Origin of the sequence: Fuchsiella alkaliacetigena, from assembly GCF_023227765.1 — a bacterium.
Classification (GTDB): domain Bacteria; phylum Bacillota; class Halanaerobiia; order Halobacteroidales; family Acetohalobiaceae; genus Fuchsiella; species Fuchsiella alkaliacetigena.
Genome location: NZ_JALKBZ010000007.1, coordinates 47,773 through 67,462, shown reverse-complemented (window position 1 = coordinate 67,462; position 19,690 = coordinate 47,773). Strand labels below are relative to the sequence as shown.

Below are 19,690 nucleotides of genomic sequence, written 5' to 3'. Positions count from 1 at the left end.
TAATGTCTAGTCAGAACTTAGTCAGATTCTAGTCAGCGTCTAATTGTTTTTGAATTTTATTTCTTGACCTTAATTTATCCTCTATCATTTATCCTCTATCATTTGAAACAATAGAATGATATTATTGTATTCTAAATTCAAATAAAATACTTGATTTTAACTGCAAACTCTATTATAATAGTAATTGTTATCGATAAGTTTTGATTTCTAAGCTTCAAAGAGGGTATAATATATAAACAAAGAGGTGGTTCAGGTGTCAGAGTTTAACTTAGTAGCCGATTATCAGCCTGCTGGTGATCAGCCTCAGGCTATAGAAGAGTTAGTTGCTGGAGTGGAAAAAGGGATGCGTCATCAAACCTTATTGGGAGTTACTGGTTCTGGCAAGACCTTTACTATGGCTAATTTAATTGAAGAGGTTCAACAGCCGACTTTGGTAATTGCTCATAATAAGACCTTGGCAGCTCAACTCTGTAGTGAGTTTAGGGAGTACTTTCCGCAGAATGCAGTGGAGTACTTTGTCAGTTATTACGACTACTATCAACCGGAGGCCTATGTACCTCAGACTGACACCTATATTGAAAAGGATGCTTCGATTAACGATGAAGTGGATAGGTTGCGTTTGGCTGCTACTAGCGCCTTATTTGAAAGAAAAGATGTGATCATAGTAGCTAGCGTTTCCTGTATTTACGGTCTTGGTTCCCCGGCTGATTATTTGGATTTAACCTGTTCTTTAAGCAGAGGTGAGATTAAAGAGCGAAGTGAGATTATTAGAGAGTTAGTTCATATTCAGTATAATCGCAATGATTATGAGTTAGAGAGAGGTAGTTTTCGGGTTAAAGGTGATGTGTTGGAGATTTATCCGGCTTATAATGACTGTCTTTATCGAGTAGAGCTTTTTGGGGATGAGATAGATAGAATTAGAGAGGTTGATTACTGGAGTGGTGAGATTAAAGAGGAATTAGAAGAGTTAACTATTTATCCAGCTAGTCACTTTGTAACTAAAGAAGAAAAGTTGGAGCGCGCTATTGAGTCTATTAAGGTTGAGCTTGAAGAGCGTTTAGAGGAACTGCGTAGTCAGGACAAGCTATTGGAAGCACAACGCTTAGAACAGCGGACTAGATATGATCTGGAGATGTTGGAGGAAGTGGGCTTTTGTCAGGGGATAGAGAATTATTCTCGTCATTTAGCTGCTCGAAAGCCTGGTTCGCGACCGGAAACTTTAATTGATTATTTTCCCGATGATTTTTTGGTGTTGATCGATGAGTCACATAAGACTATTCCTCAGATTGGGGGGATGTATGCTGGCGATAGGTCTCGTAAGCAGCGCTTGGTAGAGCACGGTTTTCGTTTACCTTCGGCGTTGGATAATCGTCCTTTGAACTTTACTGAGTTTGAGCAGTTAGTGGGGCAGGCGGTGTATATTTCAGCTACACCCGGGCCCTATGAAAAAGAACACAGTCAGCAGATAGTGGAGCAGATTATTAGACCTACTGGTTTGGTAGACCCGGAGATAGAAGTACGGCCCACTCTAGAACAGATAGATGACCTTTTGGCTGAACTTCGTCAGGTAGTTGAGAGGGGAGAACGAGCCTTGATTACTACTTTAACTAAGAAGATGGCCGAAGATTTGACTGAATATCTGGCTGGGGCTGGAATTAAAGTGCGCTATCTTCATTCTGATATAGATACTATTGAACGTTTGGAAATTATTCGTGATTTGCGCTTAGGAGAGTTTGATGTATTGGTAGGGATTAACTTGTTGCGGGAAGGTTTGGATATTCCCGAAGTTTCCTTGGTAGCTATTCTTGATGCGGATAAAGAAGGCTTCTTACGTTCTACTAGGTCTTTAATTCAGACTATCGGTAGGGCGGCTAGAAATAAGAACGGGCGAGTAGTGATGTATGCCGACCAAACTACTGATTCTATGCAGGCTGCTATCGAAGAGACCGAACGACGACGACAGATACAGCTGGACTTTAATCGAAGTCATTATATTAGTCCGCAGACCATCAATAAACCGGTACGTGAGGTATTGAGGCCAGTGGATATGGTAGCCGAAGATAAAAGTGTAGAGTATACTACCGATGAAGGAGAACTGGATACTGAAGATTTGACTAAGGCTGAACTGCAACAGTTGTTAATAGAACTGGAGGAAGAGATGGAAGAAGCCGCCGATAATTTGGAGTTTGAACTGGCGGCGCAGATTAGAGATGAGATTGAAGAGTTAGAGGCTCAATTATAGATGATAAAGGATAGATGATAAAGGATAGATTAAGAGATAAGTTCAAAACCTGTTTGACATGTCTTAAAGCGACAGTATTATTACTATGGGAGGTTATTTTTTGACTGAGTAAGTGAGGCGGAGTAGGTTTTTAGATAGAAGTCATATGCGTTAACTTAAGCTAAATTTTAGTAAAATATCAACTAAACAATTTTATTTTTTAATGTTTTGAACTTATTCGTGCTCATTAGTGTTGATTCGTGGTTCCAAGGTTTTGATCTTATGCTTTAATTGCTTAGGCCTTTTATATACTGTACACTATTAACTGTTGCACGAAGTGCAACAATGTATCTATAAAGGAACAAGTCAACTAGAAAAATATGTATTAAGTTGATGCGCATGAGTATAGAAGTTTAGATTATTAGGGAGGAAGATTGAGATGGCTAAAGATAAAATTATTGTCAAAGGAGCAGCGGAACACAATTTAAAGGAAGTAAATGTAGAGATTCCTAGAGATGAACTGGTGGTGATGACTGGACTGAGTGGTTCTGGTAAGTCATCTTTGGCCTTTGATACTATTTATGCCGAAGGACAGCGACGTTATGTGGAGTCTTTATCTGCTTATGCTCGTCAGTTTTTAGGGCAGATGGAGAAGCCGAAGGTGGAGTATATTGAAGGTCTATCGCCTTCAATTTCCATTGATCAAAAGACTACTAGCCAGAATCCTCGTTCTACTGTAGGGACGGTGACGGAGATTTATGATTATTTGCGTCTTTTATACGCTAGAATTGGACAGCCTCACTGTCCGCAGTGTGGAGAAGAGATTTCTTCGCAGACTATAGATGAGATTGTAGAGCAGGTGTTGGAGTTAGAAGAACGGACTAAGGTGCAGATTTTAGCCCCGGTGGTTAGAGACCGTAAAGGAGAGCATCAGGATCTTTTGGCCGATATACAGCGGCAGGGTTATGTTCGGGTGCGAGTTAACGGTCAAATTAGAGAATTAAGCGAAGAGATTAATCTGGATAAGTATCAGTGGCATCGGATAGAAGTAGTGGTTGATAGGTTGCTTATTAAGGAAGGAGTTAAGGAGCGCTTGGCAGACTCCTTGGAGACAGCTTTGGATTTAGCTGATGGTTTAGTAATTGTGGACTTGATCGAAGGAGAAGAGCTGCTCTTTAGTGAAAACTTTGCTTGTCCTGACTGTGGAATTAATCTAGAGGAGTTGACTCCGCGGATGTTTTCTTTTAATAGTCCCTATGGGGCCTGTGCTACCTGTGATGGCTTAGGGAGTAAACGGGAGTTTGACCCGGAGTTTATCTTAGATCAGCAGCAGTCTTTAAATGAAGGGGCTATTATTCCTTGGCGGAGAACTAGAAGTAAGTATTATCCGCAGTTACTGGCAGCTTTAGCAGCAGAGTATAACTTCAGCTTAGATACTCCTTTAAAAGATTTAGAGCAGGAGACTATTGAACTGTTACTCTATGGTACTCCCCGGAAGTTGAAGTTTAAGTATACTAATCGTTATAATCGGACGCGGCTGCACGAAACTAGCTTTAAAGGGATAATTGGTTATTTGCAGCGGAAGTTAAGAGAGGCTTCCGATAAAGGTAGAAAAAGGCTGGAGAAATATATGAGTATTCGCAACTGTCCTGACTGTACAGGCCAGCGCTTGAAGCCGGAAAGCCTAGCGGTGACCTTTGGCGGCAAATCGATTATTGAGATTACGGAGATGTCTATTGAGGAGGCTCTTAACTTCTTTACGGAGGTGGAGTTAGCTGAAAGGGATCAATTAATTGGTGGGCAGATCTTAAAAGAGATTCGAGAACGGTTGCGCTTTTTAGATAATGTTGGTTTAAACTATCTCAATCTCAGTCGAGCTGCTAGCACCCTTTCCGGAGGAGAAGCACAGCGGATTAGGTTAGCTACTCAGATCGGTTCTAGCTTGGTGGGAGTGCTTTATATCTTGGACGAGCCTAGTATTGGACTTCATCAGCGTGATAATGCTCGGTTAATTAATACTCTCAAGGAGTTAAGAGACTTAGGAAATACAGTTTTGGTAGTTGAGCATGATGAAGAGACTATTCGGGCTGCTGATCATGTTATTGATCTCGGGCCCAGAGCTGGGAAAAAAGGAGGAGAGATAGTAGCTCAGGGCCAGGTAGAGGATATTACCGCAGTAGAAGAGTCCTTGACAGGGCAGTATTTAGCTGGTGAAAAGAAGATTTCTGTTCCGAAAGAGCGGCAGCAAACTAATGGTAAGTTTTTGGAGATCAAAGGGGCGGCCCAGCATAACTTAAAAGAGATAGATGTGGAGATCGCTTTAGGTGTCTTTAACTGTGTAACTGGAGTTTCTGGTTCCGGTAAAAGTACTTTAGTTAATGAGATTCTCAATAAAAGATTAAAGCAGGAGTTTTATAAGTCTAAGGAAAAACCGGGTATTCACCAGGAGGTATTAGGTATAGAAGAGGTGGATAAAGTAATTACTATCGATCAATCGCCTATTGGCCGAACTCCTCGCTCTAATCCGGCTACCTATACTAAAGTCTTCGATTATATTCGGGAAACCTTTGCCCAGACGCCTGAAGCTAAGCAGCGCGGCTATCAGAAGGGCCGTTTTAGTTTTAATGTGAAAGGTGGTCGCTGTGAAGCCTGTAGTGGGGACGGGATTATTAAAATCGATATGCACTTTCTTTCCGATATCTATGTGCCTTGTGAGGTCTGTGAAGGGCAGCGCTATAATCAGGAGACCTTGGAGATTAGATATAAAGGTAAGAATATTGCTGATGTGTTGGATATGACAGTAGAAGAAGCCTTGGATTTCTTTGAGCATATTCCTAAGATTAAGCGGCGTTTGCAGACTCTTTATGATGTAGGTTTGGGCTATATTCGCTTAGGACAGCCTTCGACTACTCTTTCTGGGGGAGAAGCACAGCGAGTTAAACTATCTTCGGAGCTAGGCAAGCGGAGTACCGGGAATACCGTTTATATTCTGGATGAACCGACTACGGGGCTGCATTTTGCCGATGTGAAGCGGCTTTTAGAGGTATTGAAGCGCTTAAGAGATAAAGGAAATACTATTATTGTGATTGAGCATAATTTAGATGTGATTAAATCGGCTGATTATATTATTGACTTAGGGCCCGAAGGAGGCGAGTACGGAGGAGAAGTAATTGCTACCGGAACTCCCGAAGAGGTAGCGCAAGTTGAGTCCTCCTATACCGGTCAGTTTTTGCAGAACGTACTAGAGCATTAAGGTTAAGGTTAAATAAAAAAAGCGGGGGAGCATTCCCCGCTTTTTTGAGTTAAAATCTCATCTGAAAGCCGATTTCTCTGGTGAAGCTAGTCTCTTTTTCAGGAGTATAGGTATTGTTTAAAGTAATATAGCTTCCTGCTTGAAGAGGATAAGCTAAATACCAAGAAAACCTTGTGTTTTCATTAAATAATAGATTATCAGCCTCTTGGTTGAAGTTTGGTTGTCGATATTTAAAACCGGCACTAATCTTAGGTAGAATCAGTAACTGAGAAGTATCTACATTTAAGTTTGAAGTTAGTATGGGTGCTTCTTCTCTATTAGACTTATATACTTCATAGCCTAGCTCAAAGCTTAACATATTAAAGTTAATACCCAGCTTAGAATAAGCACCCACTGTCGAAGGATAATCTTCCCTTGCATTAGTAGGTAGTTTTCTGCTAGCTGAGATAGTTGAGTCTTCGGCTAAGCTATTTTCCTTAGAGTCTTCATAGTCATTACCAAAGTAGTTAGGAATAAAACCTTGGCCTACAAATCTTATCCCGGACTGATGCCAAAAGCGATCCCAAAAATCTCCTCTAACTCCTATTTCGCTACCTGAACCCAAACCGTCCAAAGTAGATACTTCTAAGTAAGGTTCTGCTAAAGAGACCATAGGGATACTTATATCAGCTGCTAACCCCCATTGAGGTACTTCAAGTTCTTCCAGCTCGGAATTGAAGTCAGCTACAGTAGTTACTCCAGCCTCAAAGGGAATATTCTTTGCTTTGAAATCTGAACTTACTCTAGCTGAATATAAAGTAGATGTACTTTCAGTATACCAAGGATAAATAGACCTGATATCCATAGGTATTAAAAACCTGAAATCTAGGTCATACTTAGATATATCATTAGCTCCTACTTGAATTCCCTTAGCATTATCTTTGGAATAATTACCAAAAAGCAGTCCGTAACCATAGCTTATATTTTCTAGATCACCATAATTTAGATAAGCATAGTCGCCATCGTACTCTATCCAGTTAAAAGGATTAGTTAATCTTACATCTTCTTGACCAGGAGTTAAGGTGAGTCCTTCCCTGATCGGGTCTTGGTAAAGTATTAGATCAAGACCAAAGCTCAGATTAGGACTTAAAAACTCTTCAAATTCAGGCTGCAAACCAAAGCCTAAGTATAAATCATCATCAAAAAGACGAGAGCCGAAAGAAAGATTAGCTTGGCTAGGAGTAAATCTGCCTAATCTTTCGCGATCTTCATCTACTACCTCTTCTTCCTCTATTTCTTCCTCATCTATCTCTTCTACTTCTTTTTCTCTAGCAGCCTCCTGTTCCTTAGCTAAAGTTTCTCTACGCATTTCAGGAGTAATATCGTGCTCTATAATACTGGGAGTAACAAAGTCGATAGTAGAAACGCTAACTCTTTCTCCTTCAGCAACAGCAGTTGAAAAGTTTTGCTCAGGATATTCAAAGTTTACTGAACCTTCATAAACTGTTACTTCATCCTTTCCATCTAAACTAGAAGTATATTCAAAAAAGGTTCCTCGTACTCCAGCAGCTGTAGACTGGCTTTCAATTTCAAATCTAGCTCCCTGTTCAATATATCCTCTAGCTTCAGCTAGTACATTTCCTGCCAAAACCTTAAAAGCACTACGCTTGGTATCGGGTTTTTCAGTAGAACTTTTTAGTGCTTCAATACTGACTGTACTTAAAGGCTCTATAATTAGCTCTGAGCCATCAAATAACTCTAAAGTTACCCAAGAATTATCCCAAGTTTTAATGATAGTTCCTTCGGAAACTTCAGTATCAGCTGTAATGGCAGACCAGGTTTCTTTTTCAGGTGATTTTAAGGCAGCATTTCCTTGTACACTACTTATTATAGCTAGCTCTTCTTGCCAGTCTTCGATTGCAGCTTCTTCAATAATTTCTAATGAATGTCGAGTAGAAAGATTAGTTTCTGAGTCGATTATTAAAATGCTTACTTCACCTGCTTCATCTGGAGCAGTATAAGTAAAACTACCTTGTCCTTCTTCTATAGTTAGTCCTTCGGTTAAAATTTCTGGTTTAGCCACCTTGCCTTTAGATAGTCTGATAAATATATTTGAATCTTCTTTGAAAATATTCTTATTTTCATCTAAGATTTCAATAAAGACCTCAACTTCTTCGCTTGCTTGGATTTCAGTTTCTTCAGTGCTGACTATTATCTGATCAGCTATCTGTTCCTCCACTATTTCTTTAGCAATGACTTCTAAGGAATGTTGAGCAGAAACTTCAGTCTCGGGGTCAGTGATAGAGATATCAACATTTTCAACATCCTCCGAAGCGATATAGGTAAAGCTCCCTTGTCCAGCTTCGATATTCAATCCTTTGTCTAAGATTTCCGGTTCAGCTATGCTGCCAGCGGAGATGTCAACAGATAGAGTAGTATCCTCTTTAAAGGTTTCTCCATCCTCAGTTAAAAGCTCAATAAAGACCTCAACTTCTTCGCTTGCTTGGATTTCAGTTTTTTTAGTACTGACTACTATCTGATCAGCTATCTGTTCCTCTACTATTTCTTTAGCAATGACCTCTAAGGAATGCTGAGCAGAAAGCTCAGTCTTTGGGTCACTAATAGAAATATCAACATCTTCACTATCCTCCGAAGCGATATAGGTAAAGCTACCTTGTCCAGCTTCGATATTCAAGCCTTCGTCTAAGATTTCCGGTTCAGCTATGCTGCCAGCGGAGATGTCAACAGATAGAGTAGTATCCTCTTTAAAAGTTTCTCCATTCTCAGTTAAAAGCTCAATAAAGACCTCAACTTCTTCGCTTGCTTGGATTTCAGTTTTTTTAGTACTGACTACTATCTGATCAGCTATCTGTTCCTCTACTATTTCTTTAGCAATGACCTCTAAGGAATGCTGAGCAGAAAGCTCAGTCTTGGGGTCACTAATATAAATATCAATATCTTCACTATCCTCCGGAGCGATATAGGTAAAGCTCCCTTGTCCGGCTTCGATATTCAAGCCTTCGTCTAAGATTTCCGGTTCAGCTATGCTGCCAGCGGAGATATCAACAGATAGAGTAGTATCCTCTTTAAAAGTTTCTCCATCCTCAGTTAAAAGCTCAATAAAGACCTCAACTTCTTCTTGGGGTTGAAGCTCTGTTTTATCAGTACTAACTGCTATCTCATTGGCAGCATATGTATTCATTGTTGAGCAGGCTAGAACTAATAATATAATTAAAAACATAGCTTTGAAATTAAAACGCAGCATATCGATCATTCCTTTCGCAAGTTTAAACTGACTAAGTTAATCTAGTTTAGCAGACTCTTTTTTGTCAATGACCTTGTAGACTGTAAGCGACTCACTCTTGCCTTTGACAGTTAAATTGGGGATCTCTTCGCAGATAAAGTGACCCTTTACCTGTTCATAAGTTGAAGAGCTAATTAAGATTGAAGAATTAGTCTTACGAGTAGCAGACTCTAGACGAGCTCCTACATTTACTGAATCTCCAATACAGGTATAGTTGATTCGTTCTGGAGAGCCTATGTTTCCTACTACAGCGGGCCCGGTGTTAACTCCAATTCCTATATCAAAGGTGATATTCTCCCCTCTTTCCTGCCACTTTTGCTGTAATTCATCACTTTTTTTCTTCATAGCTAAAGCAGCTTGAACAGCTCTTAGAGGGTCATCATTGCGAGGGAAAGGGGCCCCAAAAATGGCAATAATAGCGTCGCCAATAAATTTATCCAGAGTGCCGCCGTATTCCTTCATAATGATTTCAGTCATCTCTGTAAAGTACTCATTGAGCAAGCGCACTAATTCCGTAGGAGTCAGTTGTTCAGAAATTTTGGTAAAGCCAATAATATCGCTAAATAAAACGGTAATTTCCATTTCCTTGCCACCCAGGTTAATCTGAGTAGGATCTTCTAAAATAGTCTGTACCACAGGAGCAGGTACATACCTAGAAAAGAAGTCTTTAGTTTGTATTCTTTCTTTATTTTCTTGATAGACCTTAGTAATTACATTATATAGTAAAAAGAGAATTAAGACTAGGTTAGGATAGAATAAATCAAGCCAGATATTATTTAAAAAGAGCCAATAGTTAACTATGTTAAAGACTCCAATAAAGATTAAAGCAGAAAAAATACTTACTTTTAAGTTAGATAGTAGTAATAAATTAGCAGCTATAAAGACCAAAGAAAAGATCACTAATAAATTTACCCAGAAAGGAACACGTTGAAAGTAGTTTTCTTCAAGTATGTTTTGAATTAAAGTAGCATGAATTTGCACTCCAGCTTCATTACGATTAAAAGGGGTTGGTCTTAAATCGAAAAGCCCCTTAGCCTGGGCCGTATGCCCAATTAAAACTACTTTGTCTGCAAATATTTCTTTGAGCTGCTCTTCTTCCATATTTAAGACATCGATTACTGATATCTCTTCAAAGGCTGTGCTCCCATAGTAATTAAGAGTGAAGTAGCCGTGCTTATCAACAGGGATATTTCTTTTATCCCCTAAGTATATTTTTTGATTTCCTAGGTCCAGAGTATAATCTCCTGGTTCTAGATCAAAGTGAGCAGCTAGAGTTAGCAAGCCTAGATTAGGTAATAAAGTTAAAGACCTTTGCTCTGCTTCGCTAAAGTATTTCTCTTGCATAACTAAAGGGATACTGCGATACATTCCGTCTTCACCGGGCATCCCTACCTCGTAAGTACCGTAGGCCCAGGCGCTATTCCGAAATAAGTCTTCGGGCGGGACTACTAAATAAGGAGAAAAAAATTCAGGAATAGAGTGCTCCGGAAGATTAGTCAGCTGATAACGGAACTTTAAATGGTCGGCATTATCAACTAACTGTTGTTGATAAGCAGGAGCTAAGGCTGCAAACTCCTCTTCATCGTTGATTAGGTAACTACCAATAGTTACCTGGGGGTTCATAAATAAGCTTTCAGCAAAAAGAAAGTCACCTTCTCTATCATTAGGATTTAGAGTATCGAAAGAAACATCTATGCCGATGCTGCTAGCATTGCCTTGATCTAGTTGCTTAATAAGCTTTGCGTAAACATCTCTAGTCCAGGGCCAAGGGTTCTGTTCATCATAATAAAGAGCTGATAAACTACGGTCGTCAATGGCTACTATCTTTACTTCTTCGGGTTGTTCAAGTTCGCCGCGCATTCTAGTTCTAAAGTTAAGAGTTACTAATTCTAAGTTTTCAATCCAGGCAAAGCCAATTATTCGTAATAGTAAATAGATAACTGTAATAATTAAGGCTAAAGCAGCATATCGCTTACGCATTATTTTTTCCCACCTTTTAGCTAAAAGATTTTCAAGTTATATATATCTTCATCTTCTTCATTTAAGCAAGTCCAAACCTGGCCTTGCCTAAAGATCGAAAAGAGTTCAGCATCCAACTTACCTTCGTTAGTCATACTGGCTAGGATATTTAAGGCTTTATCAACGGAGAGGGGCTGCTTATAAGGACGATCAGCAGCAGTTAAGGCATCAAAAATATCTACTAAAGTTAGGACTCTACCTTCTAAGGAAATTTCTGTTCCTACTAACTGTTTTGGATAGCCCTCTCCATCTAAAAACTCATGGTGTTGTACCACCCAGTCAGGAACCTGCGCTAACTCTTCGGGAAAAGGAATTAGTTCTAAAATTTGCCCAGCTAACTCTACGTGGTGTTCCATTAATTCTCGTTCCTGTTCAGTAAGAGTTCCCTTAGCAACGCTTAAGTTGTGCAGCTCATTTTCTTTAAGCCAAGGTTGAACTTCACCTGAACTATCAGTATAGTTTAGATTGGCTATCTTTTTCAACCTTTCAATCATATCTTCACTTACAAATACTGAAGGATCATTAGCGGTAATTATTAAGTTTTTGGCTTCTTTAATGGTATCTAGTTTTTGTAGATATTTTTTTCGTAAAGATTTATTGTTTGAACTTTCTGACTTATTTCGCAAATAATCGGCTTCAGCTTTAGCAGCTATGTAGTCTAGGCGCTGAAGTACTAACTCCAGTCTATCTTCTAGCCGAGAAGATTTGTTCATTACTTTTAAAGGAATAGCAATTTTACCTATATCGTGCAACCAAGCTGCCATTATTAATTGATCAGTGCGCTGTTGATCAAAGTGTTCAGAGGCTAGGCTACCCTTAGTAGAGTGGTTAATTAGTTCTATTAATTTTTCTGTCATTTTAGCTACTCGTCGAGTGTGATTAGCATTATAAGGAGTACGAGCATCAATAGCAGTAGCCATTACTTTAACAAATGAATCTAATAGGTTTTCAATAGCAGCTAAAAACTTAGCGTTGGAGATAGTTATTGCTGCTTGAGAAGCTAAAGAAGAGATTACCTTTTCAAAGTAGGGAGCGAAAGGAACTACTTCTCTAGTTTCATCCTGAGCATTAATTAACTGTAAAACTCCAATAACTTGTTCTTGGTGATCTTTTAAAGGGATTACCAACATGGAACTAGTTTTATAACCAGTAATCTGATCATATTTTTTAGGCCCAGAAAAGTTAAATCTAGTGGAATTATATACATCAGGAATATTGACACTTTCTTTAGTTAAAGCAACATAAGCAGCTACATTCTCTTTAACTAAGGGAACATTAGGTAGCTCTATTTCTTCTTTACTATTGTCTTTAAAAATATTTAAAGTTTCATTATGAATTATTTTAAAGACCAGTTCATTATTTTCAAGTAAAAATAGTGTTCCCGCATCAGCTTTGGTAATTCTGCGAGCTGCCGATAAAATCATCTCTAGTAGCTTATTATGATCTCTTTCGGCAGTGAGAGCAATCCCTATATTTAATAAGTCTTCTATTTCTAGCACTTTCTCGGTTTTATTATTATTCACAAGGAAGCAATCATCTCCTTTCAAAATATGAAGATATTACAATTATAATAGAATGCAGATTAAAAATCAATGGGCTTCCTAAAATTACGCTATTCGAAGGACTTTTGTATTGGACAAAGAGTTGTTTAATACTTTATAATTATTATAGATAATAAAAGTGATAGGCTGATATTACTAAATTTAAAAAGAAATTATTTATGGAGTGGGGAGTTATGAATTTGAAAAGAGAGCTAGCTAATTTACCTACTGAACCTGGAGTTTATTTAATGAAAAATAAAGCGGGACAGGTGATCTATGTCGGTAAGGCTAAATCCTTACGCAAGCGAGTAAGATCCTATTTTCAAAAATCTCGTCAGCATTCCTTTAAAACTAAGGCTTTAGTGAAAAGAATAGCAGATTTTGATTATTTAGTTACTGATTCTGAAGTAGAGGCCTTAATTTTAGAGGCTAATCTGATTAAAAAGCATAATCCTAAATTCAATATTAGGCTCAAGGATGATAAAAGCTATCCTTATCTTAAAATAACTGCTCAGGAGGACTACCCGCGGGTCTTTATGACTAGAACGGTGAAAAAGGATGGAGCTAAGTACTTCGGGCCCTATACCGACGTTCGGGCCGTAAATAAGACTTTAAAACTAATCCAAGATCTCTTTCCTTTACGGGACTGCAAAAAGAAGATTACTAAAGAAAGCCGGGAGGATAGGCCCTGCCTGAACTACCATATTGAGAACTGTTTAGGGCCTTGTGTCAAGAGTTTGAATTTAGAGCAGTATCGACAGTTGATCGAGGAAATTATTCTTTTCTTAGAAGGACAACATAATGATTTAATTAAGCAGTTAAAGCAGCGGATGAAAGCTAAAGCTAAAGAGCGAGATTTTGAAGAAGCAGCTGAGTTGCGTGATCAGATAGAAGCTATTAAAAAGTTAACAGAGCAACAAAAGGTTGTTTCCCCTGACTTTGCTAATCAGGATATTATTGCTACGGCCGTTAAGGAGGACTTAGCCTGCGTAGAGGTTTTGATAATTAGAAACGGTAGACTGATGGGAGAAGAGGACTTTATTATGGAAGGGACTTCTACTGCTGAGTTGGCGGAAACGCTAACGGCTTTTTTGAAGCAGTATTATATGAATGCCGATTATATTCCGCAGGAGGTAGTAGTAGAACAAGAGATAAAAGAACAAGAGGTAATTGAAGACTGGTTGAATGAAAAGCGAGGTTCTAGAGTCTATCTGCGTATTCCTCAACGCGGAGTCAAGCGTCAATTGGTAAATATGGCTCAGCGTAATGCTAAGTATAACTTGAAGGACTATTTACTTAAGTCTGACTATCAGCAGCGGAAGCCGATTAAGGCTGTGCAGGAGTTGCGAACTTACTTAGATTTGGATAAAGTGCCGCTGAGAATCGAAGGCTTCGATGTTTCCAATACTCAAGGTAGTCAGGCAGTAGCTTCTTTGGTGGTTTTTGAGAACGGTACGGCTAAAAAGAGTGATTACCGACGTTTTAAGATTAAGACGGTGTCGGGCCCGGATGATTACGCCATGCTACAGGAGGTAGTGCAACGGAGATACTCTCGTTTATTAGCTGAAGATGAGGACTTTCCGGACTTGATTTTGATAGATGGAGGTAAGGGTCAGTTAAATGCAGTTAGGAAGATATTAAGGAAACTAGGTAAAGCAGAACAGACGGTGATTAGTTTAGCTAAGCGAGAGGAAGAGGTCTTTATTCCTGGGGAGAAAGAGCCTTTAGTTTTACCCAAAAATTCCGAAGCGCTTTATCTGTTACAGCGGGTTAGAGATGAGGCTCATCGTTTTGCGCTTAACTACCATCGGCGTCTTCGTTCGCGGCGGGTGACGCAGTCTATGTTAGATGATATTCCGGGAATTGGTCAAAAAAGACGCGAAGCTTTGTTACAACATTTCGGCTCTCTGGATAAGATCAGAAAGGCTGGTTTAGAGGAATTGAGTGAGGTGACAGGGATTAGTGATAAGCTAGCTACTGCTGTTTATAATTATTTGCAGGAACATACTAGGCCGTGATTTAGATAGTTAATAGTTAAATTCAAGTTCTAAGAGTAAAACATTATTGTTCTATTGTTTCATTCCCGATATATAGCTATTATCGGGAGCCTGAGCTAGTTGATATGTTTCAACCACTTGCCGTTCAGTCGGCGTCCTGCCTTCTTCACTCTCGAGAATAGCCCTCCCGGCATCCTTGCCTCCGGGCTATTCTCAGAGTCGCTCTTTGAAACATATCAACTTGTAGGTTAAGATAGTTATTTCGTTATCAGCACAGCCAAACAGGTGTTTCTAAGCGATATTAAAAATTATTTGTCAATACTTCTTAACGAATCGGAGCTAAAATAAGAGCTATTTTAGCTAATTTTTCTAATTAAAATTAGCTTGCTCTTATTTTAGTGGAGATGAGTTCTAGAAGCATCAAATAATTTTTTCTATGTGTGACGCGAAGCTAACCATTACTTTGGAAACATCTGTTTGGCCTTCCACACCAACGAGACAATATACCAATATTCTAATAGCTAAACTATGCTTTTGAACTTATTTCTTAATATTTAGTCAGAACTTAGTCAGATTTTAGTCACCCCAAGAGTACTTCCTCAGTAAGCAAAAACCAGCTTACTTCAGGGCGCTGTGTCCAATAGCTTTTAATCTTTTGAACTTATCTATCCTCTGTCCTCTATCATTTGAACAAAACATTATACCAATATTACTTAAAAGGAGAAGCAACTTATGAACTCGAACTTTCTGACCATCTATAACGGTGCAGTAATTACTAGAAGAGAAGTAATTAAAAAAGGCTTTGTAAAAGTGAAAGCGGGAAAAATAGTTGAAGTAGGCAGCGGTACTTATCGAAAGGCTGATTTAGAAAGAGCAATAGATGCTAAGGGAAATTATATAGTCCCCGGCTTTATTGACCTTCATACTCATGGCGGTGGAGGAGCTTCGGTGATGGAGGCTGAAGCTCAGGCTTTGGATAAAATGGCTGAGTATAAGTTTAGTCAGGGAGTAACTGGATTTTTAGCTACTACTTTGACGGCTAGTCCAGAGAAGTTGAAAGAAACCTGTCAGACAGTGGCTGATTATATGAAAAGTTCAACAGCTAAAGCTAATTTATGGGGAGTTCATTTGGAAGGGCCCTATCTTAACTACCAACAACGCGGAGCTCACTGCCAAGTTCATTTGCGAACACCTGACCTAGAGGAGTTTAAAGCTTGGCAGCAAATATTAGGTGCTAAGCTGAAACTTTTAACTTTAGCTCCTGAATTGGAAGGAGCGGCAGAGTTAATTAAGCATGCTCAAGAAGCAGGAGTAGTGGTGGCGGCTGGACATACAGCAGCTAGCTATAGGGAACTGCAGCAGGCAATAGATTGGGGAGTAAGTCAGGGTACTCATCTTTTTAACGGAATGGCTGGCTTTCATCATCGGCAGCCGGGCCCGGCGGGAGCCTGTCTAAATACTCCGGGAGTAAGTGTAGAGTTGATAGTTGATGGTCAACATCTGCATTGGGGAGCTGTGGATTTGGTATTAAAAGCAAAGGATTTGGAAAAGATTATTTTAGTTACGGACTCTATTTCAGCTACTGGCTTAGGGGATGGAAATTATAATTTAGGTGATCTAGAGGTGCAGGTAAAATCAGGAGTAGCTCGCTTACAGTCTGGTGCTTTAGCCGGAAGCCTTTTGACTCTGAGGGAGGCGTTGAGGAATATAGTTGCTATGACAAAACTTAACTTAGTTGAAGCGGTTAAGCTAGTTACTTTGAATCCGGCTCGTAGTTTGGGGATAGCGAGTCAAAAGGGGAGCTTGAGTAAAGGTAAGGATGCTGATTTAGTAATTTTTGATCAAGACTTTGATATTAAGCTAACCCTTTTAGAAGGAAGAGTGGTCTATAATAGTCTGTTTTAAAAAGGAACTGCCTTGGAACTTGTTGAATATAGTACAGTAAAGACGATAATTTAAGGAGAGGATTTGTTATGTATCCTGGTAAAAAGCTACGTCGTTCGCGTGATGATAAAAAGATTGCTGGTATCTGTGGAGGCTTAGCTGAATATTTTGGAATTGATTCTACTATAGTTCGTTTATTCTGGGGGCTGATGGTGATTAGTTTAGGTACGGGAGTACTAGTTTATATTTTGGCTTGGATTATTATGCCCAAAGAAGAGTAGGCCCCATCAATTAGAGGGGCTTACTCTTGAAGTTTAAGGCTATATTCTGCGGTTTTCTTCTACCTGAGCGTCTAACATTTCATCATCGATAGTACTGAAATCATCCTCCATACTAATTAAGCCTTCTTCTTTTAAAATTTCCGTAACTTCAGCCCAGCTATCTCTTTTATCTTCAGGTAGATTGAGGATAAAGTCGTTTATTTCTTCAATAGGGACTTCGTTTCTTACTTTCATCCCGCCGAATTTCATATGCTGTTCTATCTGTTTAAAGATTTTGATTCCTCCTTTTGATAGTAGTATTCTGATTCAACTGAAAATTTATTAAGGTCACAATAAGTTCATATTAGCAGGTCTGGTTAAAGTTAATTAATTATGTTATAATAAAAGAAAAATAGAAACTTCTACATAATTGATAGTTTGGATAAATTAGACTAAGGGGTTGAATATTGATGAATAAAAGACTGGTGGTGTTTTGCTTAGTTTTAAGTTGCTTGTTGTTAACATCTGTTGGTTGGGCTAATGAGCAGCAGGAAAATGAGGAAGAAATTATAATTGATGTGGAAGATTATCGCTTAGAGGAAGAAGGTGCTTCGGAAAGGGAAGAGTTGGATTTAGATGAACTAGATTTTGATGTAGATGAATTTAAAAGTAATGTTGATTTGCGTTTTAATATGGGCCCGCAGTTTGCTCTGTTAAAGCTAGATCTTAGCGATCTAAATACCGAATTAGCTGAAAATGACGTTGATTATAAAGCTGTAGGTGAGGATTTATTTTTATCAGGTTTTGGGTTGATAGCTGGCAGTAGAAAGGGGAGCCGCTTTGCTTATCATAGACTGAGTGGTGAAGAGGTCTCTACTGGTGATGATGGGGCCAGAGTTAATTTAGAAGTAGGTTATAGTGGGTTTTTATATGAAAAAGCCTTCTATACTACTGAAAATAATGATTTGGCCTGGGGAGTTTTGTTAGGTAAAGGAGATGCTACTTTGATGAAAATTCCTGAAAAAGGGGCTGAAAAAATTGGCTATTATACTAAATCTTTTTTGGCATTTCAACCAGGGATTAATTTTCATCGTCAAATTAGTAGCTTAGTAGGTTTTGATTTATCTTTAGGCTACTTAATTACTCATAGCTCTGGTTGGGAGACGGCAGGCTATAGTCAAAGCGTAGCAATAGATGATTTTAGAGCTCCAGTTTTTAGTCTGCGTTTTAGTTTTGGATTTTAATAAGATGCATTAAAATAATAGCTAGGGGGAGAAGATGATGAGTTCCTATAGTAAGGAACGAGAGGAATTAATTAATAGATTAAAAAGGATTGAAGGACAGATTAGAGGAATTCAAAGGATGGTTGATGAAGATAAGTACTGTGTTGAGGTTTTGACTCAAATTGCTGCGGCGCGAGCAGCTTTAAATAAGGTAGGGATGTCTATTTTGGCTGATCATACTCATGGTTGTGTACGAGAAGCCGTAGCTCAGGAGGAAGACGGTGATGAGATTATTGATGAGTTAATGGAAGTTATTTTTAAATTTACAGATTAAAATTTCGAGATAAATGTTTCGAGGAGGGGAACTATGAAAGAGTACGCTAAAGTGCTAGATCTTGAGGGAGAAGAAGCAGTACTTGAGGTTAGACGTCATGCTAGCTGTGATGACTGTGGAGGCTGCTTAGAAACTGGAAGTAAAAAAGATTTAAGGGTTAGGGCCCGCAATCCTATCGGAGCTAAGCCGGGACAGATGGTAAAGGTTGAAATTGCTGATCAAAAGATGATGGGAGCAGTATTTATGGTTTATTTAGTGCCTTTACTAGGCTTTTTTATCGGTTATTTTGTAGGCAGTAGTTTAAGTACTAGCCTAGCTTGGGGAGATGCAGAATTAGTAGGGGCTGGGGTAGGGATTGCCTTTTTAATGGCTTCCTTTATTTTAGCTAGAGAGTATGGAAAGCGCGGTAAAGAAGAAGGTAAGCACCAGCCAGTTATTAAGAGAGTAGTGGATGTTACCTTTGCCGATATTGAAAAAGCGAATAAAAAGGGAGGCTTCAAAAATGAGTAAAGAGGAGCTTAAAGTAACAGGAATGTCTTGTGGACACTGTAAAGGAGCTGTAGAAGAAGCGGTAAGTGCTTTATCAGGAGTAGAAGCAGTGGAGGTTGATTTAGATTCTGAACTGGTAAAGGTTGATTTTGAAGCAGCGACGGTGGGGTTAGCAGAAATTGAGCAAGCGATTGAAGAAGCCGGGCCCTATCAAGTAGAATAAAGAGTTAGCAATAGGCTATTTTCCTAGGAAAATAGCCTATTGCTATATAATTCCTTTTTAACAAGGAGATTAAATCTTGACTGTAGAAGTAGAATAAATACCAGTGATAAAAAGTTAACCATTACTCTGGAAGTTTGGAGGTATATAAATGACAGATTATAAACTATTGGCTATAGATATAGATGATACCCTTTTATCCGATGAACTGGTCTTAACTAGCGAAATAAAGCAGACTATACAGGCGGCTATTACTCAGGGAGTAGAAGTTACTTTAGCTACTGGTCGAATGTACTCTTCGGCCCTTCCTTATGCTCAACAGCTAGAGTTGCAGGCTCCTATTATCACTTATAATGGTGCTTTAGTTAAAAGCCCCGTTTCTAAAGAGGTTTTTAAGCATCAGCCTATTTCTTTAGAGCTGGCTCAGCAAGTAGCTACCTTGGCTGCAAGTGAAGACTGGCATTTGAATATATATCAGGACGATCAACTATATGTAAATAAGATGGGAGTTGAAGTTAAGGAGTATGAGCAGATTGCCGGAATCAAAGCTACCTTAATTGAGGGAGCATTGGCGGACTTTTTGACTACAGCTCCTACTAAACTGTTGGTTTTAGCTAAGGATTTTGAAGAGGCTAGACAGATTAACTTGAAGTTACAAGAAGTATTTGCTGAGCGGTTAAGTGTTACCAAGTCTAAGGATAGATTTGTGGAGATTATGCAAGCAGGCGTTTCTAAGGGAGTGGCTTTGTTGGATTTAGCTCGTGATTTAGGGATTGACTATAAAGAAGTGATAGCTATTGGTGATAGTTTAAACGATTTGGAAATGATTAAAGAGGCAGGTTTGGGGGTAGCTGTAGCCAATGCTAACCCAGAATTGAAAGAAGAAGCTGATTATATTACTGCCTCTAATGAGGAAAATGGTGTGGCTGAAGTGATTAAAAAGTTTATACTTAGATAGACTGTAAT

The 19,690-nt window shown here is 39.0% G+C and carries 14 protein-coding genes; 10 read left to right on the top strand and 4 right to left on the bottom strand.

Annotated elements, in window-relative coordinates:
- The first annotated feature begins 253 nt into the window (after positions 1 to 253).
- Positions 254 to 2,242 carry an excinuclease ABC subunit UvrB gene (uvrB, locus tag MWH30_RS03350; RefSeq protein ID WP_248662633.1) on the top strand — a complete coding sequence of 663 codons (1,989 nt, stop codon included), beginning with the start codon at positions 254 to 256 and terminating at the stop codon, positions 2,240 to 2,242.
- A gap of 418 nt (positions 2,243 to 2,660) precedes the next feature.
- A complete protein-coding gene (gene uvrA / locus MWH30_RS03345) occupies positions 2,661 to 5,474 on the top strand; it encodes an excinuclease ABC subunit UvrA (RefSeq protein ID WP_248662632.1) in 2,814 nt (937 codons plus the stop codon).
- 49 nt (positions 5,475 to 5,523) lie between these two features.
- Here uvrA and MWH30_RS03340 read toward each other — a convergent pair whose 3' ends face one another.
- Genes MWH30_RS03340 through MWH30_RS03330 form a run of 3 tightly spaced genes read right to left on the bottom strand, consistent with a single transcriptional unit; the run spans position 5,524 to position 12,299 of the window.
- The gene (locus MWH30_RS03340) at positions 5,524 to 8,718 is read right to left on the bottom strand and encodes a FecR family protein (RefSeq protein WP_248662631.1); all 3,195 of its coding nucleotides are present in this window, start codon (positions 8,716 to 8,718) and stop codon (positions 5,524 to 5,526) included.
- A 36-nt stretch (positions 8,719 to 8,754) separates the two neighbouring features.
- On the bottom strand, positions 8,755 to 10,737 hold the full coding sequence (locus MWH30_RS03335; RefSeq protein WP_248662630.1) for an adenylate/guanylate cyclase domain-containing protein: 1,983 nt from the start codon (positions 10,735 to 10,737) through the stop codon (positions 8,755 to 8,757).
- Between the two features lie 20 nt (positions 10,738 to 10,757).
- Positions 10,758 to 12,299: an HD domain-containing phosphohydrolase gene (locus MWH30_RS03330; protein WP_248662629.1), complete on the bottom strand. Its 1,542-nt coding sequence runs from the start codon at positions 12,297 to 12,299 to the stop codon at positions 10,758 to 10,760.
- Positions 12,300 to 12,511: 212 nt separating this feature from the next.
- Here MWH30_RS03330 and uvrC point away from each other — a divergent pair, with 212 nt between their 5' ends.
- The 3 genes from uvrC to MWH30_RS03315 all read left to right on the top strand — a co-directional run bounded on the left by uvrC (position 12,512) and on the right by MWH30_RS03315 (position 16,479).
- On the top strand, positions 12,512 to 14,335 hold the full coding sequence (uvrC, locus tag MWH30_RS03325; RefSeq protein WP_248662628.1) for an excinuclease ABC subunit UvrC: 1,824 nt from the start codon (positions 12,512 to 12,514) through the stop codon (positions 14,333 to 14,335).
- Positions 14,336 to 15,046: 711 nt separating this feature from the next.
- Positions 15,047 to 16,219 carry an N-acetylglucosamine-6-phosphate deacetylase gene (gene nagA / locus MWH30_RS03320; RefSeq protein WP_248662627.1) on the top strand — a complete coding sequence of 391 codons (1,173 nt, stop codon included), beginning with the start codon at positions 15,047 to 15,049 and terminating at the stop codon, positions 16,217 to 16,219.
- Between the two features lie 68 nt (positions 16,220 to 16,287).
- Positions 16,288 to 16,479, top strand: a complete 192-nt coding sequence (locus tag MWH30_RS03315; RefSeq protein WP_248662626.1) for a PspC domain-containing protein — start codon at positions 16,288 to 16,290, stop codon at positions 16,477 to 16,479.
- A gap of 39 nt (positions 16,480 to 16,518) precedes the next feature.
- On the opposite strand, the gene MWH30_RS03310 is transcribed toward MWH30_RS03315, so the two are convergent.
- The gene (locus MWH30_RS03310) at positions 16,519 to 16,713 is read right to left on the bottom strand and encodes a hypothetical protein (protein WP_248662625.1); all 195 of its coding nucleotides are present in this window, start codon (positions 16,711 to 16,713) and stop codon (positions 16,519 to 16,521) included.
- Positions 16,714 to 16,928: 215 nt separating this feature from the next.
- Between MWH30_RS03310 and MWH30_RS03305 the strand changes: the two genes are divergently transcribed.
- From MWH30_RS03305 to MWH30_RS03285, 5 genes are all read left to right on the top strand, one after another.
- Positions 16,929 to 17,702 (top strand): hypothetical protein, encoded by a 774-nt coding sequence (locus tag MWH30_RS03305; RefSeq protein WP_248662624.1) that lies wholly within the window; start codon positions 16,929 to 16,931, stop codon positions 17,700 to 17,702.
- Between the two features lie 37 nt (positions 17,703 to 17,739).
- Positions 17,740 to 18,015: a metal-sensitive transcriptional regulator gene (locus MWH30_RS03300; RefSeq protein ID WP_248662623.1), complete on the top strand. Its 276-nt coding sequence runs from the start codon at positions 17,740 to 17,742 to the stop codon at positions 18,013 to 18,015.
- A 33-nt stretch (positions 18,016 to 18,048) separates the two neighbouring features.
- The gene (locus MWH30_RS03295; protein WP_248662622.1) at positions 18,049 to 18,525 is read left to right on the top strand and encodes a SoxR reducing system RseC family protein; all 477 of its coding nucleotides are present in this window, start codon (positions 18,049 to 18,051) and stop codon (positions 18,523 to 18,525) included.
- On the top strand, positions 18,518 to 18,727 hold the full coding sequence (locus MWH30_RS03290; RefSeq protein WP_248662621.1) for a heavy-metal-associated domain-containing protein: 210 nt from the start codon (positions 18,518 to 18,520) through the stop codon (positions 18,725 to 18,727). Before MWH30_RS03295 ends, MWH30_RS03290 begins: the two co-directional genes overlap by 8 nt.
- Before the next feature lie 148 nt (positions 18,728 to 18,875).
- Positions 18,876 to 19,682: a Cof-type HAD-IIB family hydrolase gene (locus MWH30_RS03285; protein ID WP_248662620.1), complete on the top strand. Its 807-nt coding sequence runs from the start codon at positions 18,876 to 18,878 to the stop codon at positions 19,680 to 19,682.
- The last annotated feature ends 8 nt before the right edge of the window (positions 19,683 to 19,690 follow it).